The 19552-nt window shown below is 60.6% G+C and carries 19 protein-coding genes and 1 pseudogene; 15 read left to right on the plus strand and 5 right to left on the minus strand.

Going from position 1 to position 19552, the window contains the following annotated elements:
• Positions 1-41 precede the first annotated feature (41 nt).
• The 3 genes from NE852_RS30460 to nuoH are packed head-to-tail and all read right to left on the minus strand — an operon-like array spanning position 42 to position 2106.
• Entirely contained in the window at positions 42-482 is a 441-nt protein-coding gene (locus tag NE852_RS30460) for a CBS domain-containing protein (protein ID WP_258156977.1), read from the minus strand.
• Positions 483-527: 45 nt separating this feature from the next.
• Positions 528-1094: an NADH-quinone oxidoreductase subunit I gene (locus NE852_RS30465; protein ID WP_008522902.1), complete on the minus strand. Its 567-nt coding sequence runs from the start codon at positions 1092-1094 to the stop codon at positions 528-530.
• Between the two features lie 10 nt (positions 1095-1104).
• Positions 1105-2106: an NADH-quinone oxidoreductase subunit NuoH gene (gene nuoH, locus NE852_RS30470; protein ID WP_037170664.1), complete on the minus strand. Its 1002-nt coding sequence runs from the start codon at positions 2104-2106 to the stop codon at positions 1105-1107.
• A gap of 405 nt (positions 2107-2511) precedes the next feature.
• Here nuoH and NE852_RS30475 point away from each other — a divergent pair, with 405 nt between their 5' ends.
• The 11 genes from NE852_RS30475 (at position 2512) to NE852_RS30525 (ending at position 12708) form a co-directional block, all read left to right on the plus strand.
• Entirely contained in the window at positions 2512-3168 is a 657-nt protein-coding gene (locus NE852_RS30475; protein WP_008522905.1) for a response regulator transcription factor, read from the plus strand.
• The gene (locus NE852_RS30480; protein WP_008522907.1) at positions 3165-4541 is read left to right on the plus strand and encodes a HAMP domain-containing sensor histidine kinase; all 1377 of its coding nucleotides are present in this window, start codon (positions 3165-3167) and stop codon (positions 4539-4541) included. The genes NE852_RS30475 and NE852_RS30480 overlap by 4 nt, the downstream gene beginning before the upstream one ends.
• Before the next feature lie 167 nt (positions 4542-4708).
• Positions 4709-5392, plus strand: coding sequence for an MtnX-like HAD-IB family phosphatase (locus NE852_RS30485; protein WP_008522908.1), 684 nt, complete (start codon positions 4709-4711; stop codon positions 5390-5392).
• A gap of 24 nt (positions 5393-5416) precedes the next feature.
• A complete protein-coding gene (locus NE852_RS30490; RefSeq protein WP_258156978.1) occupies positions 5417-6838 on the plus strand; it encodes an aspartate aminotransferase family protein in 1422 nt (473 codons plus the stop codon).
• Between the two features lie 4 nt (positions 6839-6842).
• Entirely contained in the window at positions 6843-7796 is a 954-nt protein-coding gene (locus NE852_RS30495; protein WP_008522914.1) for a hypothetical protein, read from the plus strand.
• Positions 7793-8146 (plus strand): permease, encoded by a 354-nt coding sequence (locus NE852_RS30500; RefSeq protein ID WP_258156979.1) that lies wholly within the window; start codon positions 7793-7795, stop codon positions 8144-8146. Before NE852_RS30495 ends, NE852_RS30500 begins: the two co-directional genes overlap by 4 nt.
• Positions 8143-9015: a fatty acid desaturase gene (locus NE852_RS30505; protein WP_008522929.1), complete on the plus strand. Its 873-nt coding sequence runs from the start codon at positions 8143-8145 to the stop codon at positions 9013-9015. Before NE852_RS30500 ends, NE852_RS30505 begins: the two co-directional genes overlap by 4 nt.
• A complete protein-coding gene (locus NE852_RS30510) occupies positions 9005-9820 on the plus strand; it encodes a carboxylesterase (protein WP_008522930.1) in 816 nt (271 codons plus the stop codon). The genes NE852_RS30505 and NE852_RS30510 overlap by 11 nt, the downstream gene beginning before the upstream one ends.
• Entirely contained in the window at positions 9801-10943 is a 1143-nt protein-coding gene (locus tag NE852_RS30515) for a GNAT family N-acetyltransferase (protein ID WP_258156980.1), read from the plus strand. The genes NE852_RS30510 and NE852_RS30515 overlap by 20 nt, the downstream gene beginning before the upstream one ends.
• Complete coding sequence (locus tag NE852_RS30520; protein ID WP_008522943.1) at positions 10943-11371, plus strand: EamA family transporter; 429 nt, start codon at positions 10943-10945, stop codon at positions 11369-11371. Before NE852_RS30515 ends, NE852_RS30520 begins: the two co-directional genes overlap by 1 nt.
• The gene (locus NE852_RS30525; protein ID WP_008522945.1) at positions 11371-12708 is read left to right on the plus strand and encodes a cyclopropane-fatty-acyl-phospholipid synthase family protein; all 1338 of its coding nucleotides are present in this window, start codon (positions 11371-11373) and stop codon (positions 12706-12708) included. Before NE852_RS30520 ends, NE852_RS30525 begins: the two co-directional genes overlap by 1 nt.
• 124 nt (positions 12709-12832) lie before the next feature.
• Here the strand turns inward: NE852_RS30525 and NE852_RS30530 are convergent, their stop codons facing one another.
• Both NE852_RS30530 and NE852_RS30535 read right to left on the minus strand, forming a co-directional pair.
• Positions 12833-14098, minus strand: a complete 1266-nt coding sequence (locus NE852_RS30530; RefSeq protein WP_052034536.1) for an ATP-binding protein — start codon at positions 14096-14098, stop codon at positions 12833-12835.
• Positions 14099-14148: 50 nt separating this feature from the next.
• The gene (locus tag NE852_RS30535; protein ID WP_258156982.1) at positions 14149-14805 is read right to left on the minus strand and encodes a response regulator transcription factor; all 657 of its coding nucleotides are present in this window, start codon (positions 14803-14805) and stop codon (positions 14149-14151) included.
• A 135-nt stretch (positions 14806-14940) separates the two neighbouring features.
• On the opposite strand from NE852_RS30535, the gene NE852_RS30540 reads away from it, so the two are divergent.
• The 4 genes and pseudogenes from NE852_RS30540 to NE852_RS30555 all read left to right on the plus strand — a co-directional run bounded on the left by NE852_RS30540 (position 14941) and on the right by NE852_RS30555 (position 19491).
• Positions 14941-15513, plus strand: coding sequence for a hypothetical protein (locus NE852_RS30540; protein ID WP_008522963.1), 573 nt, complete (start codon positions 14941-14943; stop codon positions 15511-15513).
• A 4-nt stretch (positions 15514-15517) separates the two neighbouring features.
• A pseudogene (locus NE852_RS30545) lies at positions 15518-16179 on the plus strand (ABC transporter ATP-binding protein).
• Entirely contained in the window at positions 16172-16855 is a 684-nt protein-coding gene (locus NE852_RS30550) for an ABC transporter ATP-binding protein (RefSeq protein WP_008522966.1), read from the plus strand. The pseudogene NE852_RS30545 and the gene NE852_RS30550 overlap by 8 nt, the downstream one beginning before the upstream one ends.
• Positions 16837-19491 carry an ABC transporter permease gene (locus NE852_RS30555; RefSeq protein WP_008522968.1) on the plus strand — a complete coding sequence of 885 codons (2655 nt, stop codon included), beginning with the start codon at positions 16837-16839 and terminating at the stop codon, positions 19489-19491. The genes NE852_RS30550 and NE852_RS30555 overlap by 19 nt, the downstream gene beginning before the upstream one ends.
• Positions 19492-19552 lie beyond the last annotated feature (61 nt).

Genomic DNA, 19552 nt, shown 5'->3' on the forward strand with positions numbered 1-19552 from the left:
AAGCTGCCCTGCCCCAGCGTCTTCACATCAAGCTGGCGACGTCAGTGATACCTGGTCCCGCAGATGTAATCCTGCAGATCCTGCTCTGTGCGCTGCGCTTCCTCGAGCCTGTGTTTAACCACGTCGCCGATGCTGACCACGCCGACAACGTCGCCTCCATCCATGACCAGCACATGACGCGTACGCCGCTGTGTCATGATCCCCATCGCAACGGGTAGCAAATCCCGTGTCGAACAGGTCGCCACATTGCGGTTCATGACATCCGCAACCCGCATCATCGCCGCGTCGGCTCCGTATTCCGCCACCGCGTTGCAGCAATCCCGCTCCGACAGCGAACCCAGGTATTCGTCGTTCGACTGGCTGACGACAACGAAGCCGATATTGTTGTCGCGAAACAGCCTCAAGACTTCCACCATCGTCTGATCGGGAGTGACCGCTATGACACCGACACCCTTGTTCTTCATGATTTCGCCGACAAGCATCTGAGCCTCCTGTCTGCGCGCTCCGGCTTGACGGATGGCGCGCGTTCACGTTCGCCGGATATTCCGCCACCAGTTGTAGCCCTTCGTCTCTCTCGTCTCGACGAGCACGTCCTTCTTTGTATTCAGGCGCGCGGCAACCACGCCGCCGCCGGTTGCCGCCTTGCCCGGCTTGGCGAGCAGGTCGTCGCGCCCGATCACCAGGTCGGCTGAGGAAAAACTCGAAAATTCGTACTGCTGGCCAAGCGCGATTGCATCCGCTGGGCAGGCGTCCTCGCACAGCCCGCAGAACAGGCAGCGAGCCGTGTCGATCTCGAATTTGACCGGGTGCCGGTTGCCCTTCTCGTCCTCATAGGGGACGACTTCGATACAGTCGCAGGGACAGATCCGCGCGCAGAGTTCGCAGGCCACGCACTTGATTTCGCCCTCTTCATCACGCGTCAGGAAGTGATGGCCCCGATAGCGTGAGTAGGGTAGCCATTTTTCCTTGTCCGGATACTGCATGGTGACGGTTCTGGAGAACAGGTAGCCGAAGGTCAGAACCAACGCATTCGCCAGATCGGCGAAGAACGCCCAGCCAATCCATGTTCCAACTCTGTCCTGCGCGCGCGACATCGCCGCCTCGCTACGGAGCCGCTACGGCCCCTAAAAGTACACCGGTTATAATTATGTTCGCCATCGACAGAGGAAGCAAGACTTTCCATCCGATCGCCATCAGTTGGTCGTAGCGGTAGCGGGGGAAAGTGAAGCGGAACCAGATAAACACATAGACGAAGAATGCGACCTTGAGCACAAACCAGAGGAGTGGCGGCAAGGGGATCAGCACACCGTTCCAGCCGCCGAAAAACAGGATCACCACCAGAACCGACACCAGCAACACGATGGCATATTCGCTGACCATGAAAAACGCAAAGCGGATGCCGCTATATTCGGTATGAAAGCCGGCCCCCAGATCGCCTTCCGCTTCCGAAAGGTCGAAGGGAATACGCTGCGCTTCGGCCAATCCGGCGACGAAGAACACGAAGAAGCCGACCGGTTGGTAGACGATGTTCCAGACATCGCTTTGGGCCCGCACGATGTCGAGCAGGCTCATGGATTGCGCCAACATGACCACCCCGATCACCGCAAACCCCATCGGAATCTCGTAGCTGATCATCTGCGCGCAGGTCCTGAGGCTGCCGAGGACCGCGTATTTGCTGTTAGCGGCCCAGCCACCGAAGATAACGCCATAGACCTCGATCCCGATCACCGCAAAGACGAAGAGTAACGCCACATTCATGTTGGAGGCGTAGAGGGTGATCTCGGCGCCGGGGACCGAGATGCTTTCGCCGAAGGGGATTGCGACGAACACCACAAAGGGCGGGGCGAGCGCCAGGATTGGCGCCAGTTTGAACAGGAAGCGATCGGCCTCGGCCGGGATGTGATCCTCTTTGGTTAAGAGCTTTATTCCGTCCGCCATCGGCTGCAGCAGCCCGTGCCACCCGACGCGCATCGGCCCCATCCGCTGCTGGATGTGCCCGGCGATCTTGCGTTCCAGCCAGGTTAGCGGCAACGGCAGCAGCAGCAGGATCGCAATCAGAAACGCGACCTTGAAGACAATCAGGCCAAGGGCGACGACAAGTTCCATGATCAGCGGCCACTTATACATCGGGTTGAAGCGTGCGACCGGACTATGGCTCCAGCTATAGACCCAGCACTTCGCGCAACCGTCAGGCTATATGGTACAACGGCGACGCACCTCATACAATGCCATCGCAGTTATGTCGTAGATCCGCTCCTCGGCAATCGAACCGACCCAAAGCGGGCTCTGCTCTCTATCCTGGAGCTTCATGTCGGTTTCCCAAAGACGGAGAACGAGCCGCGCGGTTGACGGGGCCGGTTCGGTTGAGGGCCGAACGATGCAGCCTGTCCAGTCTGCTGCTGGCTGGAGATTGTGATCAGGGGCGATTGTTTCCGTCCCCACTTGCCACAACAATGCTTTAAATCGCCATTCACATCGGCAGCATTTGCCGACACAGGAAGCGGAGGGAACGTGCGTATCCTGCTTGTTGAAGACGACAGCATTCTCGGATCATCGCTGAAGAGGGCGCTGGAGAAACATGCCTATGGAGTCGACTGGATGCGCGACGGCCAGTCAGGTCTCGAAGCGGCGGAGCATTCGCATTTCGCGGCCGTCATCCTCGACATTAACCTCCCGGTGCTGGGTGGCATCGACGTCCTCAAAGGCATGAGGCGGAAGGGCAACACCGTCCCGGTCATGCTCCTGACAGCACTCGATGCCATCAGGCAGAAGGTCGAAGGCCTCGACGAGGGTGCCGACGACTATCTGATCAAACCCTTCGACCTTGACGAATTGCTCGCACGCCTGCGCGCCCTCATCCGTCGCCGCGAAGGCCGGACCGAAAGCCTCCTGCGGTGCGGCGATATCGAGGTGGATCCGTCGGCGATGGTGGCGCGCAAGGGCAGTCTTCAGGTTCATACCACCGCCAAGGAATTTCACCTGCTCAAGCTCCTGATGGAACGAAGCGGCCGCTATGTGACGAAGAACGATATCGAATACGCTCTCTACGATGCCAACAGCACCGTCGAAAGCAATGCCATCGAGGTGACGATCTACAATCTGCGCAAGAAGCTCGGAGCCGATTTCATTAAATCGATCCGTGGCATCGGTTACATGATCGAGCGATGAGCCAGGCAACCCTCACACGCAAGATTTTCTTCAGGATCGCGCCGGTCGTGGCGGTGACGATAATGGTGATCGGCGCTTTCGCCTTCACGAGCGCCACGCGCGAGATAAACAACATCTATGATGCGCAGCTCATCAACGATGCGAACGTCTTGTGGCGATTGTTGCATAACCGGCTGCAACATTCGCTCGAGCGCACGCCGCAACAAGTCGACGATATCGATTTCAGCATGGACAATCAGCTCGCCCTTAATGAGGATGCAGACGATTATGCCGACGCGCACATGTTCCGCGCTTGGGTGGACGGCAAGATCATGTTCTTCAGCAGCACAGCCTTTCAGTCCGACGTGCCGCACCAGCAGGCAGGTTTCACGAACCTAAGCCATCACAATGAGAACTGGCGCGTCTATTCACTGCCGATCCCGAATTCCGGCATCGTCATGGAAGTCGGCGAGAAGATCTCGCTGCGCCAGACACTGGTTTCCAACATCCTTCTGAACCTGTTCTTTCCGCTGCTGGTGCTGGTGCCGATGATCGGCTTTCTGATCTGGCTCGGGATCCACAATGGCCTGCGGACCATCCACGGGCTTGTGCACCAGATCCGCACCCGTTCGCCGGACGATCTTTCAGCCATTGCGGTCGAGGATCTCCCGAGGGACCTTCTGCCTCTCGGCCGGTCGATCAATCAGCTTCTCGGCAAGCTCGGGCGGTCGTTGACGCTCGAAAGGCGCTTTTCGGATCTTGCCGCCCATCAACTGCGCACGCCGCAAGCAAGCGTCAAACTGCTCTTGCAGATGCTGGATAGCACCGAGGACGAACAGGAGCGGAAGGCGATCATTGCCGATCTGGTGACCAGCAACAACCGGGCAACCCATCTGATTGAGCAATTGCTGCGCCTCGCGAGAGTTAGCCACCATCCCCTCAATCCGATGCCTGTTCGCCTCTACCATCTTATGGCATCGACGCTCGCGGAAGTGGGCAACATCATCACCAGCCGCAAGCTCGACGTCTCTTTGGTCGGTCCTGAATCGGCCGAGGTGAGGACGGACGCATCGCTGCTGCAGATGATGGTCGGCAATCTCCTGGACAACGCGATAAAGTACACCCCACCCGGCGGTCGGATCGAGGTGGTTCTCGCCGCGGAGACTGACTTCTGGCTGATTTCAATCAGTGACAGCGGACAGGGAATTCCGCCCGACGAACGCGAAGCCGTCTTCAAGCGCTTCTATCGTCTCGACACCCTCAGCGCCGAGGGCGCCGGCCTCGGGCTTGCCATCGTCGCCGACACGGCGGATCGTCTTGCGGCATCGGTCAAGCTTTCCACACCGGCCAGGGGGCTCGGCTTGCGGGTTGAGCTGCGACTGCCGAAGAACTGAACCCGGACCGATACCTCTCGATCCCGATCGAAGCCTATCGAAACTGACCATCGCAGGCATTTCCGGCCGCGGCGTCCGCCTATTTCATTTTCGGATCATTTTCCCTTCAGTCCTGCCTCATCGGCCGTCGGTAAACACGACCGCAAGGCAGATTGAAGGGCTATTTGATGCAGGTATTTTCTGATTTCGACGGCACGATTTCCATTCAGGATGTGACGGATGTCGTGCTGTCCTGTTTTGCCGAGCCAGAATGGGAAGACATCGAGCAGCAATGGAAAGACGGCCTGATCGGATCGGCAGAGTGCATGCGCCGCCAGATCGCCCTCATCCGGGCAAGCCGCCGCGAACTCGATGCGATCCTCGACACCGTGGCGATCGACCCCGGCTTCCCAGCATTCCGCGACTACTGCCGCGTCAACGGCCTGCCCCTGACGATCGTCAGCGACGGCGTCGATTATTTCATCCGCCATGTGCTCGGGCGCAATGGCATCACCGATCTGCCCGTCGTCGCCAATCTGCTTCACTGCACCGTCGTCGACGGCCTTGAGAGCTACACTCTGGCAGCCGCTCCGAATTCGGCCGGCTGTTCGTCCGGCTCGGGCGTATGCAAATGCCGGGTCGTCTCCGGCATGGAGCCGCAGATCTATATCGGCGACGGACGGAGCGATTTCTGCGTTGCCGGCAGAGCCGACCTGGTCTTCGCCAAGGACAAACTCGCCGATTACTGCGACGACAAGAACATCCCCTTCATCGCCTTCGATGATTTCACCGACCTGCTTTCCAAGATGAAAGCCGTCATTCCGGGCATCGCGCGTCAGCGCCGCGCGGTGCTGCAATCGAAAATCGCCTGAACCAGAAGACCAAGAGGCCCCCTTATGAACATTGTGAACGCTGAAACCTTCAACGAAAAGACGCCGCTCTCCAACCTGACGGAAGCCGAGCTGCGCGTGCTGGAGGAGACCTATTGCTCCCACGGCGATACGGTCCATTATTCGGCGGAGCCGAAATTCTTCGAGGAATGCGAAGGTTCCTACGTCTATGATGCCAAGGGAACGCCGTTTCTCGATCTGCAGATGTGGTATTCCGCCGTCAATTTCGGCTACCGCAACGAAAGGCTGAATGCCGCGGTCCATCGCCAGCTGGACCGGCTGCCGCAGGTCGCTTCGCAATATCTGCATCGCGAGAAGGTCGAACTGGCCGCCATGATCGCGCAGGACGCCGAACGCAAATTCGGCCGCAAGGGACGCGTTCATTTCAATGTCGGCGGATCGCAGGCGATCGAGGATTCGCTGAAGCTGGTGCGCAACTATACCGGCGGCAAAAGCCTGATGTTCGCCTTTGAGGGTGGCTATCACGGCCGCACGCTGGGCGCTTCGGCGATCACGTCAAGCTATCGCTACCGCCGCCGCTTCGGCCATTTCGGCGAAAGGGCCCAATTCGTCGAGTTTCCTTACCATTTCCGCGGCCCGAAGGGCATGACCAAGGAGGAATATGGCGAGCATTGCGTGCGCAAATTCGCCCGCCTCTTCGAAAGCGAATATAACGGCGTCTGGGATCCGAAGGTCGGCAGCGCAGAATATGCCGCCTTTTATGTCGAACCGATCCAGGGCACCGGCGGCTACGTCATTCCGCCGATGAATTTCTTCACTGAACTCAAGAAGGTTCTCGATCAGCACGGCATTCTGCTCGTCGTCGACGAGATCCAGATGGGTGTCTACCGGACCGGCAAACTCTGGTCGATCGAACATTTCGGCGTCTCGCCTGATGTTCTCGTCTTCGGCAAGGCGATCACCAATGGGCTCAACCCGCTGTCGGGTGTCTGGGCCAGGGAAGAAATGATCAATCCGACGGTCTTCCCGCCCGGTTCCACCCATTCCACCTTCGCCAGCAACCCGATGGGCACGGCCGTCGCGCTCGAAACCATGAAGATGCTGGAAGAGGAGGATTTCGGCGCCGCGATCATGGCCAAGGGCGCGTATTTCCTCGATGGCCTGAAACAGCTCCAGAAACGCCATGCGATCGTCGGCGATGTCGACGGGCTCGGATTGGCGCTGAGATGCGAGATCTGCAAGGAAGACGGCTTCACGCCTGACAAGACGACGATGGACTGGCTCTGCGACGAGGGCATGAAGGGCGATCTCACGGTCGGCGACAAGACCTATGGCCTCGTTCTCGACGTCGGCGGCTACCATAAAAACGTCATCACGCTGGCCCCGAACCTGCTGATTACCCGCGAGGAAATCGACCTGGCGCTAACGCTGCTCGACCAGCTCTTCACGCGTGCGGTCAGGAGGTAGGCTCGTGCAGCTTCTCCTCCTTCATCTCGACGATGCTTTGGAGTTGCAGCCGGACTTCGTGCGCGCCTGCACGCTTGCGGGCGCGTGCCATCATGTCGACAAGCGGAGCGGCAGTGCAATCAGGTTGTGGGGCAGGCAGAGGATGCTTGCCGAACTCGGACGGGACATAGCCAGATCGCTGCCGCCGCGCAGCAGAGGGCCGCAGCTTGCCTTCATGGGCTCGGGCGATTTCCATCATGTGACCGCGCTGCTGCTCGATGCCGCCCTCGAACGGCGCCCGGTTTCGACGACGCTCGTTCATTTCGACAATCACCCCGACTGGGTGAACTTCGAGGACGGCATGCATTGCGGCTCATGGGTCAACAGCGCCCTTTCAAACCCCAATGTCGAAAGGGTCGTTACCATCGGGGTCTGCAGCCACGACCTGCGCAATCCCGAGCGCAAGGGTGCCAATCTCGGCTGGCTCCGGCAGGGCAAGCTCGAACTTTATCCTTACGAGCATCCGCCAAGCCGCGTGAAGGCCGATTATGGCAACGGCCCGAGCTACCGCCAGGACAAGGGCGCCTTGCACTGGAATTCCATCTCCGGGATCGGCGAGGACAATTTCATCGACCGGATCCTCAGCCGCATCGGCACCGAAGCAGTTTATGTCACAGTCGACAAGGACGTTCTCGCGGCCGATGACGCCGTGACCAACTGGGATCAAGGGCGCATGCGGCTGCCCTATCTGATGGCGCTGATCAGCGAGATCGGCAGCCGCCATCGCATCATCGGCGCCGATGTCATCGGCGACTATTCGGTGCCGAGCTATGCCGGCGGCTTCACGACCCGCCTGCTCAAGCAGGCCGAAATCTTCATCGATCAACCGCGTCTGCGGCAGGCGGCCGATGCGGTGCGAAACATCAACAGCGCTGCAAATCACGCATTGCTGGAAGTCCTGGCGGAATCGATGGGATGAACGGCAGCCTCACATTGCCGATGCTCGGCCTGATCCTTTTCTGCGTGCTGGCGGAAACGGCGCGCGAGGTCTGCTTCAAGCAGGCTGCCAGCGACAGCCCCGTACTGGCGACGCTCACCAAACCGCTGACCTGGCTCGGCATCGTCTTCTGGGCCATCGAACTGCTTGCCTGGACGGCCGTGCTTGCCAGCGTGCCGCTCACCATCGCCTTTCCGCTGATGGCGCTGAGCTACGTGGCGACCGTCGTCGCCGGCGCCGTCATCTTCAGGGAAAATATCAACCTTCGTCACGCGACGGGCGTGTTTCTCGTTACCGCCGGCGTGGCCTGTGTCGGAGCAACCGGACTATGAAAATCTTTGCCCATACCAAGTGGGATGCCGCTCCCGTGCTTGCCGCGGTGGCGCATCTCGTTTTCGACGTCTACCTGATCGTCGGCTTCCAGAGCCGTCCGCTCTGGGCCTCATTGATCCTCGGCTGTCTCTATGCCGTGTCGATATCCTGGAACATCAACAGCATCTCGCATAATTTCATCCACACCCCCTATTTCAAGCCGCATTGGATGAACTACGCCTTCAGCCTGCTGGAGTCGGTGGCGATCGGCTTTTCCCAGACCTATTACCACTGGGTGCATATGCGCCATCACTCCGGCAACAGTGACCGGCCGGACGAGAAGGGCGAGACGATCGATCTTCTGTCGATCTATCGCCATGGCCGGAACGGCGAGCCGGAAAACGTCTGGTCCTATACGCTGAAGAGCTTCTTCCGCGACAGTCTCGGCGATATCCACAAGGCCATTGCGAAGCGGCGTCCCTTCGATGCCGCGTGGGGTCGTTTCGAGCTGCTGGCCTTTCTCGGCCTGGCGGCGATTGCGCTGATCTACGACTGGAAGGCCGTCCTGTTCTTCGTGCCCTTCTATTATGCCGGCAACTGCCTGTCGTCGCTCAACGGCTATTACGAGCATCTTCACGGCGATCCGGACGAACCGATTGCCTGGGGCGTGAGCAGCCACAAGCCCTTCTATAACTGGCTATGGTTCGGCAATGGCTATCATGCCGAACATCATTACCGGCCGCGCACCCACTGGACGAAACTCTCGTCCCTGCACGAGCAGATCAAAGACGAGCAGGAAAGGGCCGGCACGCACGTGATCAGCACCTGCCATGCGTTCGGCTTCATGGCCCCGGAAAACCGCGAGGCGGAGCTTCGGCATGAGGTCTGAGGAATTGAGTTTCTTCCTGGAAGGCACGAATGGCAAAGGTGTGCTGCTGATCCATGGCCTGACCGGGGCGCCGGCCGAGATGAAGCTTGTCGCCCGCCAGCTCAACCGTCGCGGCTACAGCGTCCATGCGCCGCTGCTGGCCGGTCATGGAGAGGATATCAGGACATTGCGCCGGACGCATTGGGAGGACTGGCTGAAAAGCGTGCTGCGGGCCTGCGAATTCCTGGCCGAGCGAACGCGGGAGATATTTGCGGCCGGCATCTGCGTTGGCGGCAAGCTGTCACTGCTGGCGGCCGAGCAGCGGCCGGATCTGATCAAGGCGGTCGCCATCTATTCGCCCTGCTTCCACTATGACGGCTGGGATGTTCCCAGGCACTATACGCTGCTGTCGCCGCATATCGGATGGTTGTCGCGCATCCCTTTCCTCGATCGTCTCAATTTCAGGGAGAATGACTCCCTCGGCATCAAGGACGAGCGGATGCGGCGCATGGTCGAAGGCATGGCAGGCGAAGGCATGCTCGAGAAATTCCCCGGCCGCGGCATCGTCGAAATGCACCGGCTGGGCAAGGCGCTTCGCGGTACCCTGCCGCAGATCCAGACACCGACGCTGATCCTGCATGCGGAGGAAGACGATCTGAGCAATCCCAGACATGCCCTCTACATTTCAGAGCATATTGGCGGTCCGCATGAACTCAGATGGATCAAGGACAGCTACCACATGATCCATCTCGATCGCCAGCATCGGCAGGTCGCGGCTTTCACGGCGGATTTTTTCGAGGCAAGCCATGCTGCAATTCGCGCATAAACGTCCCTTTCCCCGCGCCGATCCCGTCACGCAGGTCTACGACACGATCCGCGCCATCGGCCGCGAGGCGTGGAACGCCTGCTTCCGCGGTCAGGTCGAGGATTACGATTGCCTGCTGGCGATAGAAGGCGCCGGCATCGGCGACTTCGAGTGGCGCTACCTCACGATCGTGGAAGACGGCAAGATCAGCGCCGCCATGCCGGCGTTCCTGTGCCCTTATCCATTGGATACCACGCTGGAGGAGGGTCTGCCGCGCCGGCTGATACGGCGCGTGCGGCAGCATGCATCGGGTTTTCTCGTTCTGCGGCTTGCCTGCCTTGGCTCGCCCTGCACCGAAACCGGCGCGATAGGCTTTCATGCCGACGTTCCGGAGGAGCGCCGCGAGGCGCTGTTTGGACAATTGCTCACGGCCTTCGAGGCGCTTGCAGCCGAAGAGGGCTGCGCGCTGATGGGGATCAAGGACATTCCGGCACCGGTTGCCGCCGAATTCGGCGCGCTGTTTTCAAAACGCCGTTATGCCGCCATCGGCGGCCTGCCGTCCGCCTCGCTCGATATCGATTTCAGGACCATTGACGACTACATGGCCCGGCTGTCGGCGGGCACCCGAAAAGACATGCGGCGCAAGCTGAAATCCTTTGATGCCGTCAGGGTCGAAATCAGAACAGATATCGGCGATCTGCTTCCCCGGGTAATGACGCTCTATCATGACACGCGCAATCGCAGCGAATGGCAGTTCGAGGAACTGACCCCGGCCTATTTTGAAGGCATCCTCACCCATATGGCGGGCCGCTCGTTCTGCGCTCTCTATTTCGTCGGCGACGAGCTGCTCGCCGCCAACCTGATCGTCCACGACGAACAGCTTGCGATCGACAAGTTCTTCTGCATGGACGGCGAGCGAGGGCGGCCCTACAACCTCTATTTCCTCAGCTGGTTCACCAATCTGCGCTATTGCCTCGATCATGGCCTTTCCCGCTACCAGAGCGGCCAGGCCTATTATGAAAACAAGGTGCGGCTCGGCAGCCAGCTTACGGCAAACACCATGTTCTTCCGCCACCGCAATCGGCTGCTGCAGGCGCTGTTGCGGCTGGTCTCCCCGCTCTTTTCGCAGGATGAGGCCACGTGATGACGTCGATGCGCCTGACATGGCTCGCCGTGCCTGTCCTCAACACGCTGTTCCAGATCTTCACCAAGCTTGGCGCGACGCAACTCGGCAATGCCGAGGGGACGACCTGGCTGGAGGATGCGCTGACCTCACACTGGATCCTGGCAGCCGTCGTCGTCGAGATCGTCTGCTTCTTCATCTGGATGACGGTGCTCGCCGAACTCGACCTCAGCAAGGCGTTTCCGCTTTCCGGCATCAGCTACGTGCTGATCATTGCCACCGGCTGGTTCGCTTTCGGCGAACCGATCGTCAGCCTTCAGATCGTCGGCAGCGGCCTGATCCTCGCCGGTGTCTGGCTGATCGCCGGCGCATCGGAAAAAACGGGCAACGTCAGCGACAATGATGTTGGACCGATCCTGCCACATGCCCATGTCAGCAAGGATCGGTGATGCAGCCAACCCAGAATTTCATCCTCCGTCACGCAAAGGGCGCTGCATCGGCGTTCAGCAATTGGGTTCTGGAGCACGCGCTCTCGCGCATCGTCACGCGCGGCTGCCTCAACGTCACAACATCCAATGGGCAGCAGCTTTCCTTCGGCGACGGATCCGGAGAGCAGATACATGTGAGCTTTGCCGACCTTGCCGCGCAATGGGCATTCCTCATCGATGCCGATCTGCGGCTCGGCGAACTCTATATGGATCGCCGCTTTCTCATCGAACAGGGCTCGCTCCACGACTTCCTGGCGATGATGCTGCGCGAGGCGCAGAACGCCAAGCATCCGCTCATCGCCCGGCTGATCGATCGTGCCCGCACCTGGCTGCGCATCTTCCGCCATCGCAATCTGCCGGCCCGCTCCAAAGCCAATGTCGCCCACCATTACGATCTCGATGGCCAGCTCTACGAACTCTTCCTCGACGCGGACCGGCAATATTCCTGCGCGTATTTCGAGAGCCCCGACCAATCGCTCGATGCGGCGCAACACGCCAAAAAGCGGCATCTCGCCGCGAAATTGCAGCTTGGGCCCGGCAAGAGCGTACTCGATATCGGTTGCGGCTGGGGTGGGCTCGCCCTGCACATGGCAAGGCATGTGCAGGGCGGGCATGTGCTCGGCATCACCCTGTCGGAGGAGCAGCATGGCTACGCCCTGAAGCGGCTTGCCGAACACGAGCGAATGGAGGCGGGCATCCAGTTTGCCCTTCAGGATTATCGCAGCCTGAGCAGACGGTTCGACCGGATCGTGTCGGTCGGCATGTTCGAGCATGTCGGCCTCGCATCCTACCGCGCCTTCTTCGAGAAATGTGCGGACCTGCTGGAAGATGACGGCATCATGGTTTTGCACACGATCGGCTGTTCGGCGACACCCGGCTTCACCACGCCTTGGCTCGACAAATATATCTTTCCCGGCGGCTATATTCCCGCGCTGTCGGAAATCCTTCCCGAAATTGAAAAAGCCGGTCTTGCGGTTGCCGACATCGAGGTCCTGCGCCTGCACTATGCCTGGACGCTGGCACATTGGCGGAAGCGCTTCCTGGCGCGCTGGCAGGAGGCTGCCGCCCTTTACGACGAACGCTTCTGCCGCATGTGGGAATTCTACCTTGCAAGCGCCGAAGCCGCATTCCGCTACGAAGATCTGGTGGTTTTCCAGATCCAGCTAAGCAAGCGCAACGACGTCATTCCCGTGACGCGGGACTATATCGGCCAGCATGAGAAAGCGGCGGCGCAAAGTTCAAAAGCCGATCTGGAAGGAGCGGCTGAGCGTGATGCCGATGACGTTCTGGTCGGCTGAGCCAAGCCTTGAGGTGATCGGGCTGTCGGCGGCATCGCCCACCACGTCCAAGTTCCGCTGGACCGAATGCAAACCCTGCAGTTCGGAATCGTCGAGTGTCGACCGCCCTGCTCTCAGGAGGCCTTCAGGCAGTTCGCACCATGACACTTGCGACAAGGCCCGGCCCGTCGTCGCGCATGGCGAGTGTGAGCCGCACACCTTGCCTTTCGGCTGCCGCCTTTGCGATCGCCAACCCCAAGCCGCTCCCCTCGCTATCCTCACGCCTTGCCCTGAAAAAGCGTTCAAAGACGCGTGGCATCTCTTCCTCAGCGATACCGGGGCCGGTGTCGCGGATTTCGATTCGTGTTTCTTGTCCAGCGACGACCACCGCAACGTCGACGGTTCCACCCGGTGGAGTGTACCGCACGGCGTTCTCGACGAGATTGTCAAGGATGATCTCCAAATCGGCCAGCGCACCGATCATGATAACCTTGTCCCGGCGCGTGATGCCGAGGTCAATCTCCCGGCTCTCGGCGAGCGGGGTCAGCCGCGCAACAGTGTCGAGCGCAAGCTGGACGAGGTCGACCGGCTGCGGCGCGGGCGCGGTCTCGTGAGCGTCGTAGCGCGCGAGGCGCAAGAGCTTGCTCACAAGGCTGGTGGCTCTGCCGATTCCAGCTTCGAGCTCGGTCAAACGGTTGCAAAATCGGCCATCCCGGTCGTCGTGCCGAAGGTTGTCGATTTGAATTTGCAGCGCCGAGAGCGGTGTGCGCAATTCGTGGGCTGCGTCAGAAATAAACCGCCGCTGTCTCTCCAGCAGTGCGCGGAGCCGGGCGAGCGACAGATTGATCGAATTTACGAAGGGAATGACTTCGGCGGGCACGTCGTCGGTCGGAACGGGGCTGTCCACCGTCGTGTCTCGCGAGGCGACCGCGACGGCCAGGCGATTGAGTCGAGCCATGATCCGATCGATGATCCAACTCAGCGTCAGCAATGACAACGGAATCAGAACGATGATTGGAAGTGCCGCCTGGAGCGCGGCATTGGCCGCCAGTTCCTGCCGGACGCTCATATCCTGGGAAACCTGAACAGTTCGATCCGGCGCGGCCAGCGTGTAGACGCGCCAGTTGTCACTGCCGGTCGAAACGTCGGCAAAACCGGTCGCTGATTGGCGGGGGATACCGACGGCGGGATGCGATTGTCGCAACGTCCGACCGGCCGCATCCCAGACCTGGATGACGAAATCGTCTTCAGGATCGTGCGGTGCACCGTTATCTGGACCTGTTTCTGGCGATGAACGCGCATCCCCGATATAAACTGCGATCTGCCGCAGCTGATTGTCGAGGAAGTCCGATGCCTCGTTCTGAACGAGGAAGTATGATGTTGTCGCCGCAATGACACCAATGGTTGCCATCAAGCCGGCGAGCCATAAGAAAGCCGTGCGTCGGATCGAAGTTGCGCCTCTCACTTGGGGACCATCCAACCTGCCCCCCGGACGTTGCGTACAATATCCTTGTCGAATTTGCGTCGCACGTAGTGGATCAGCACGTCGATAGCGTTGCTTTCCACCTCCTCACCCCAGCCATAGAGCCTTTCCTCCAGTTGGGTGCGCGAAAGAATGGTTCCTGGACGCTCCAGCAATGCCTGAAGCAGTGCAAATTCGCGCGCTGGCAATACTTCGCCGCACCCCCGATATTTCACCTCATGGCTAGATAGATCGAGCTCGATTTCGCTCGTATAGAGGATCGAAACCGCCTGACCTCCGTGCCGGCGCAAGACCGCACGCATGCGTGCAAGCAGTTCTTTGACCTCGAACGGCTTCACCAGATAGTCGTCTGCCCCGAGGTCGAGCCCCGTGACGCGATCGTCGAGTTCGTCACGAGCGGTGATCACCAGGATTGGCCTCTTGTCGCCGGCTTCCCGCAGCGAGCTAAGAATCTCAAGGCCGGAACGGCCGGGCAAGCCGAGGTCGAGCAACACAAGACCATGCCCGCCAACCGCGACGGCTTCGTTCCCGAGGTGCCCGTCCCGCACCCAGTCTACCGACATGCCGGCATCGTCGAGGGCTTGTACGAGGGCCCGGCCAAGCATGACATCATCTTCGATCACAAGAACACGCATGCTTCAAAGTAGCCTAAACGCGTCCAACTGCACAGATTTTGGTGCAAGCCGACTGCACTACGGCAGATCATCTAAGACCCTCCTAATTCTGCTGGCGTCACATGCCTGCTCAAGTCTGCAGAGGAGCGCTAAATCATGACTGGCCGCTATCGAATATCCGCCGCAATAGCCTTGCTGCTCATGGTGTCATCCGGCGCGTTTCCTCCCGCTGTGGCCCAGGAGAAACTCGTCGCGCCTGAGACGAACCCACCGGGTGACATTCCGGATAATCAAGTCTTCGTCACCTACACCTCTCCAGACGGATTTGCTCTGAAGGTGCCAGAAGGATGGTCACGCATCGAGATCGACCATGGTGTTCGGTTCTTCGATAAATACGATGAACTAGTTGCTACCCTTGGCGCCGCGAGTGCTCCTCCAACAGCGTCCTCAGCCAAGGCCCACGAAATCCCTGACCTCAAAACGGCCGGGCACGCCGTCAAAGTCACCGCAGTCAAGGATGTAAAGCTCGCAGCCGGGCCGGCCGTTCGCATCAGTTATGTGTCGAATTCCGCGCCAAATCCGGTGACGAACAAGCAGATCAGGCTCGAGCACGAGCGCTTCATTCTGTTCAAGGGTGGCAGGACGGTCACACTCGATCTTGCCGCACCGGCCGGTGCAGACAATGTCGACCAGTGGCAATTGATCTCCAACTCTTTGCAGTGGAGATGACCACATGCGTGTATTGGAGGCGACCGAGCTTTATCGCTTCTATCATGCAGGCGACGACGAAGTCGTGGCTTTACGCGGGGTTGCCATCGCGCTCGATGCCGGAGAATTCACCGCTTTGAGGGGGCCGTCGGGCAGCGGGAAATCGACGCTGCTTGCCTGCCTTGCCGGGCTCGATGAGCCGGACGGAGGCGTAGTGTCTGTCCTGGGCGAACGCATGACCCGACGCCCCGAGCCGGAGCGGGCTCGGCTTAGGGCACGTCATTTTGGCATGCTCATGCAATCCGGCAATCTGTTCGAGCATCTGACGGTGCGAGCCAACATCCGTCTCCAGATGGAGATTTCCGGCCATGGGCGACCAGGCGAAATTGATGATCTTGTCGGCAGTCTGGGCCTCGATGGCCTCGCCGACGTGTTACCTGCCCACCTTTCAGGGGGGAGGCAGCACGCGCTGGCCTAGCCGTCGCGCTCGCCGCAAAACCACAGATCCTGCTCTGCGATGAACCCACTGCCGAAGTCGACGCGGCAACGGAACAGCTCGTCATCGATCGCCTCGTCGAAGTTTGTCGCAGCGGGACTGCCGTCCTGGTCGTCACGCACAGCCTTGCCCTCGCTGCACGAGCCGATCGCACGATTGACATCCGCGATGGAGGCATCGTGCATGACTAGAACCCTTGTTGAGGCCGCCGATCTTTGGCGCAGCTTCCAGCGCGAACGTGGCGTCGTGGCAGCCGTTCAAGGATGCTCCTTCAAGATTAAAGCGGGGGAAACCATTGCAATCGTGGGGCCGTCGGGCTGCGGAAAGACGACGCTTTTAAACCTGATCGCAGGACTGGACGTCCCAAGCTCAGGACGAGTGGAATGGCCTGGGCTTGGTTCGCCCGACACACTGCGCCCGGAGCGAATTGGCGTCGTCTTCCAATCTGCGAACCTGATGCCCGCACTCACCGCCGTTGAGAATGTCGAGCTACCGATCCTTCTCGGTGACGGCTCCGAAGCCGAGGCGCGCGCCCTGGCGGCGCTTGCCACTTTCAGCGTCGAAGCGCTTGCTGGAAAGTTGCCAGAACAGCTCTCCGGCGGCCAGGCTGAGCGGATCGCAGTAGCCCGCGCCATTGTCACCAATCCGGAATTGATCGTCGCTGACGAGCCGACAGGCCAACTCGATCAGGCTGGCGCTGCGATGCTGGTCGATCGGCTCCTTGCCTGGGGACAACAGGCTGGAAGCGCCATCATCATCGCCACGCATGATGAGCACGTAGCGGCAAAGATGAACCGTATCTGGCGAATGCGTCATGGCAAATTTGAAAGCATGGACGAGAGGCTCACATGTACAGGCACTGGCTGACAGGACTTGTGCGAACCCGTTCCGGCCGCCTCGTCAGCATCATCGGCGGTGTAGCGCTGACGGTCGCCTTCATCGCGTGCCTGGGCGCCTTTTTGCAATCCAGCGCGGCGGAGATGGCGGCACGGTCGGTCGCCCAAGTGCCCGTCGACTGGCAGGTCCAGGCTCTGCCGGGAGCGGATCATAGTGCAGTCGAGGCTGCGATCCGCTCAGCCGCGCCGGTTATCGGCTCGCAGTTGATCAACTATGCCGACGTACCAGGCTTTGAGGCGAGCACGGGAGGCACCGTACAGACCACGGGTGGCGGAACGGCGCTTGGCATCGGACCGGGCTATTTCGACCAATTCCCGGCAGAGGTTCGACGGCTGGTAGGGTCGGCCGACGGCGTCCTGATAGCGCAGCAGACTGCCGCCAACCTGCATGTCACAGTGGGGGATCAGGTCATCATCCACCGCCGCCAAGCACCTGATGTCAGCGTGACGATCGCCGGCATCGTCGATTTGCCGAACGCCGATGCGATGTTTCAGGCGATCGGCGTCCCGGCTGGCGCCGCACCACAAGCCCCGCCGGACAACGTTCTGCTGTTGCCGATGTCGCAGTGGCAGCAGGTGTTCGAGCAGCAAGACACCAGGCGGCCCGATACCATTCGGACCGAGTTTCACGTCAAGCTCGATCATCATGATCTTCCTTCCGACCCAGTCGCTGGGAGCACCTGGGCAGCTGAGCGCGGCCACAATTTCGAGGCTCGCGTCGCTGGAACCGCGCTGCTTGCAAACAACCTGGCGGCCCGATTGGGGGCGGTGCGCGAGGATGCCCTCTATGCGCGGCTGGTTTTCCTGTTCCTCGGCGCCCCCGGCGCTATCCTCGCCATCCTGCTGACCCTTGCCGTAGCCGGAGCGGGACGGGACAAACGTCGCCGCGATCAGGCGTTGCTGCGCTTGCGGGGGGCAACGGTCGATACGGTTCTTCGCTTGGCTGCGGCTGAAGCGGCAGTTGCGGGTGTCGGCGGTGCGATCCTCGGTATTCTCCTTGCTGCTCCTGCTGCACATTTCATTCTCGGGGTGGCGCTCTTGCGGGGCGCAGCTGTTCCTTTGCTCAGCGCTGTGGCGGTGGCCGGGATCGCGCTTTCGCTCGCAGCAATCCTGATCCCCGCCTGGCGCGACGCCCGCGGCTCGACCGTTGCGGACGCGCGGCGGCCAATCGGCAATGACCGGGCACCGCTTTGGGCCCGCTTCTATCTTGACCTTGGGCTGCTGGCGCTCGCTGCGGCGCTCTACTGGCGTTCGGCAGCGAGCGGATACCAGCTCGTTCTTGCGCCGGAAGGCGTGGCAGCGGCGGCGGTCGACTACTCCGCCTTCCTCGCCCCTTTGTTGCTCTGGACTGGCATGGCGCTATCGGCGATGCGACTGGTCGGGGCCGGGTTGCGGCAAGGTCGGCCGGTGATCGCCAGAGGCTTGCGACCCGTCGCCGGTCGTCTCGCGAATGTGGTGGCCGCAACATTGGGACGGCAAAGTCCGCGACTGAGTGCGGGCATCGGCCTGGCTGCGCTGGCCTTCGCCTTCGCCGCATCGACCGCGATTTTCAACGCAACCTATCAGGCTCAGACACGGATCGACGCGGAACTCACCAACGGGGCCGACATCACCGTCACGGGCACATCCGCCGTGCCTGCATCCCAGGCGCTCGAGCGCCTTTCCAAGCTGCCGGGTATAGTGGCTTCCGAGCCCATGCAACATCGATACGCTTACGTCGGAACCGACCTTCAGGATCTATACGGCATCGATCCGGTGCGCATCGGGACAGCCACGGCGATGTCCGATGCCTATTTCGCCAATGGCGACGCCAGGGCGACACTCACCGAGCTTACACAAACGCCCGACGGCGTGCTCGTATCGCAGGAAACCGTCAACGACTATCAGCTCAGTCGCGGCGACAGCATCAATCTTCGCCTGCAAAACGCGGCAGACCACCAATACCATGTCGTGCCCTTCCACATTGTGGGCGTGGTGCGCGAATTCCCGACTGCACCCAAGGATTCGTTTCTGGTTGCCAACGCCGCTTACGTTGCGCAGCAGACAGGCTCTGCCGAAAGCGAGATCGTTCTCATCCGGTCGAACGGCGATCCGGCTCGCATCGCACGGGCCGCCCAAAGCGCGGCTGCAGGTCTTCCGGGGCTCAAAGTCAGTCAGATCGGTGATGCGGTTGCCTTGATCGGATCGAGCCTCACCGCAGTTGATCTCGCCGGCTTGACGCGGCTTGAGCTGATCTTCGCGCTGGTCATGCTGGCCGCCTCGGGCGGGCTGGTGCTTGGGCTGGGCTTTGCCGACCGCGAGCGCTCCTTCGCAGTTCTCGTCGCGCTCGGGGCCAGACCAAGACAACTCGGCGCGTTCGTTTGGAGCGAAGCCGCACTGGTCATCGGTAGCGGCATGGTCCTGGGTCTCCTGGCTGGCGCCCTGGTTGCCTATGTGCTCATCAAGCTGCTGACTGGCGTGTTCGACCCGCCGCCGGATGTGCTTTCCGTGCCCTGGCTCTATATCGCTGCCCTCGTCATCACCGCCGCCGGCACCGCTTTGCTGGTCGCGACGGGTGAGACGATGCGTAGCCGTATACACGTCACAGAGAAGCTCAGAGGTGAATGAGAACGGGCGTTATTTAGCAAGACCATGCTGCCGTTGTGAAAGTTTGCAGAGATGGGGCTGA

Source organism: Rhizobium sp. Pop5 (genome assembly GCF_024721175.1).
Lineage (GTDB): Bacteria > Pseudomonadota > Alphaproteobacteria > Rhizobiales > Rhizobiaceae > Rhizobium.

Coding starts and splice junctions, on each gene's coding strand:
- NE852_RS30460 (WP_258156977.1), bottom strand. CDS start 482: ATGCTTGTCGGCGAAATCATGAAGAACAAGGGTGTCGGTGTCATAGCG.
- NE852_RS30465 (WP_008522902.1), bottom strand. CDS start 1,094: ATGTCGCGCGCGCAGGACAGAGTTGGAACATGGATTGGCTGGGCGTTC.
- nuoH (WP_037170664.1), bottom strand. CDS start 2,106: ATGGAACTTGTCGTCGCCCTTGGCCTGATTGTCTTCAAGGTCGCGTTT.
- NE852_RS30480 (WP_008522907.1), top strand. CDS start 3,165: ATGAGCCAGGCAACCCTCACACGCAAGATTTTCTTCAGGATCGCGCCG.
- NE852_RS30485 (WP_008522908.1), top strand. CDS start 4,709: ATGCAGGTATTTTCTGATTTCGACGGCACGATTTCCATTCAGGATGTG.
- NE852_RS30490 (WP_258156978.1), top strand. CDS start 5,417: ATGAACATTGTGAACGCTGAAACCTTCAACGAAAAGACGCCGCTCTCC.
- NE852_RS30500 (WP_258156979.1), top strand. CDS start 7,793: ATGAACGGCAGCCTCACATTGCCGATGCTCGGCCTGATCCTTTTCTGC.
- NE852_RS30505 (WP_008522929.1), top strand. CDS start 8,143: ATGAAAATCTTTGCCCATACCAAGTGGGATGCCGCTCCCGTGCTTGCC.
- NE852_RS30510 (WP_008522930.1), top strand. CDS start 9,005: ATGAGGTCTGAGGAATTGAGTTTCTTCCTGGAAGGCACGAATGGCAAA.
- NE852_RS30515 (WP_258156980.1), top strand. CDS start 9,801: ATGCTGCAATTCGCGCATAAACGTCCCTTTCCCCGCGCCGATCCCGTC.
- NE852_RS30520 (WP_008522943.1), top strand. CDS start 10,943: ATGACGTCGATGCGCCTGACATGGCTCGCCGTGCCTGTCCTCAACACG.
- NE852_RS30525 (WP_008522945.1), top strand. CDS start 11,371: ATGCAGCCAACCCAGAATTTCATCCTCCGTCACGCAAAGGGCGCTGCA.
- NE852_RS30530 (WP_052034536.1), bottom strand. CDS start 14,098: ATGGCAACCATTGGTGTCATTGCGGCGACAACATCATACTTCCTCGTT.
- NE852_RS30535 (WP_258156982.1), bottom strand. CDS start 14,805: ATGCGTGTTCTTGTGATCGAAGATGATGTCATGCTTGGCCGGGCCCTC.
- NE852_RS30540 (WP_008522963.1), top strand. CDS start 14,941: ATGACTGGCCGCTATCGAATATCCGCCGCAATAGCCTTGCTGCTCATG.
- NE852_RS30550 (WP_008522966.1), top strand. CDS start 16,172: ATGACTAGAACCCTTGTTGAGGCCGCCGATCTTTGGCGCAGCTTCCAG.
- NE852_RS30555 (WP_008522968.1), top strand. CDS start 16,837: ATGTACAGGCACTGGCTGACAGGACTTGTGCGAACCCGTTCCGGCCGC.